General features: G+C 70.1%; 1 protein-coding gene. It reads right to left on the bottom strand.

What is annotated here, in order from left to right; all coding sequences use genetic code 11:
- Positions 1-727: 727 nt before the first annotated feature.
- Complete coding sequence (locus tag G7Y49_RS11940) at positions 728-1,363, bottom strand: hypothetical protein (RefSeq protein WP_206214701.1); 636 nt, start codon at positions 1,361-1,363, stop codon at positions 728-730.
- Between the last annotated feature and the right edge of the window lie 204 nt (positions 1,364-1,567).

Raw genomic sequence — 1,567 nt, 5'->3', positions numbered from 1 at the left:
CCGAGCGTGGCCGGGTCGTCGAGCACGAGCCCGCCCACCTGGGTGCCCCAGGCGGCGACCGAGAAGGCCGCGAACGTGGCCGCCACGTCGAAGAAGGCGAGCGGCAGGGCGCGGACGAGGTCGCGCCTGGACAGGCGGCGCCCCGTCACGCGGCCGCCCTCCCCGCGCAGGCGGCCCGGGCAGCCCGGGCCCCCGCGATCTGCTGGGTCAATTGACCCAGCGCGGCGCTACGTGAGCAGGAGGCACATGGCGCCTCCTCAACTATATACTGTCCCACATAGGGTACAGACACGCGCTCGCAGGCGCGTCCTTCCCTTCCCGCGTGTTCAGTTGTCAGTGCTTCTTCTTGCAACTACCTTCAACCCCCAAGGGATCTCCTTCACTCTTCCGCAGACGGTCGCCTCGGGCCAGGCCGCGCCCCGGCGGCGGTCGATCCGCCTTATACACGCATCCCGGGAGCGGGCCACCGGCGACCGCCGCCTCGCCGTCGGTCAGGGGGTGAACACCTCCTCGCCTCCCCGGGGACGAGCCCTTCGGGCACGGCTTCGCCCCGCGCCTCGCGCGCGACTTCAAACGAGAAGGTATTCATCCCCCTGACCGAAGCGGAGCTCGCCACAGGCGCAGTCTCCGTCGCGTCAAGGTATGCTCCCCGCCCCGCGCACTCGCATGCGCGCGGTGGGGGCCGGTCAGGCCCTCCGGCCAGGCAGATGCCCCGCCGGGGCTCCCGTCAGCTCTTCTCGGGCACGTTGAGCGCGGCCTTCAGCAAAAAGCCGCCGCCCGGCTCGCCGAGGCTCACGTAGGCCATGCGCTTGCGGCGGTCCACGCTCCTGATGGAGCGCTCCCGCCCCGCGAGCGGGCCGCGCGTCACCGTGAGCCTCCCGCCCTCGACGACGCCCTCGCTCGCGCGCAGCACTCCCTGCGCGTCGAGCGCCGAGCTGAGCCATGCCTGGACATCCGGGGAAAGGGCCGCGTGCGCGCCCTCGCGGCCGCCCGCCAGCGCCACGGGGAGCGACAGCCTCCCGAGCGCGCGCGAGAGCGCCCGCGCGTCGCGCGCGGCGATGAAGAAGTACTCGCGGAAGATGGGGTCGACCACCAGCCGCCACGTGCCCCGCTGGCGCAGGAACTTCTCGTAGCGCGGGGCGACGCACCTCTCGGCCACCTCCGGCGCGAGCACGCTCGCGCACTTGGCGGCCATGGCCTCCTCGTGCCCTTCGCGCACGTGCACCGCGTACCACCTGAGCGCGTTCGCCTCTGCGGCGTGCGACCCCCCTGACGAAATCGCAGGCAGGAAGTCGGTTTGCTCCGCAAGCTGGGCGCTCAACTCGGATTCGCTCGCATTCTCCTCGCGGCCATGCGTCGCCACGCGAGCCGCGCGAGGCGGCGTCAGCCCGCATCCATGCTGGTGAGATAAAGTAGACTTTTTGCCATGGGAGGGTTATCTTAGTTCGGGTTCAAGGAAAGAGCAGGTCAAGCGTCTTCGCACGAGGCCCCTCAGGCTGGATTCGAGGGTTGGCAAAAAGTCTACTTTTTGACGCAGCAAAAAACGGCCCTTGAATCAAGTGACGCG

The sequence above is a fragment of the Adlercreutzia sp. ZJ242 genome (assembly GCF_011038995.1).
Taxonomy (GTDB): domain Bacteria; phylum Actinomycetota; class Coriobacteriia; order Coriobacteriales; family Eggerthellaceae; genus CAAEEV01.
Note: the sequence above shows the minus strand (reverse complement) of the source record. Positions and strands in the feature narration are given on the sequence as shown.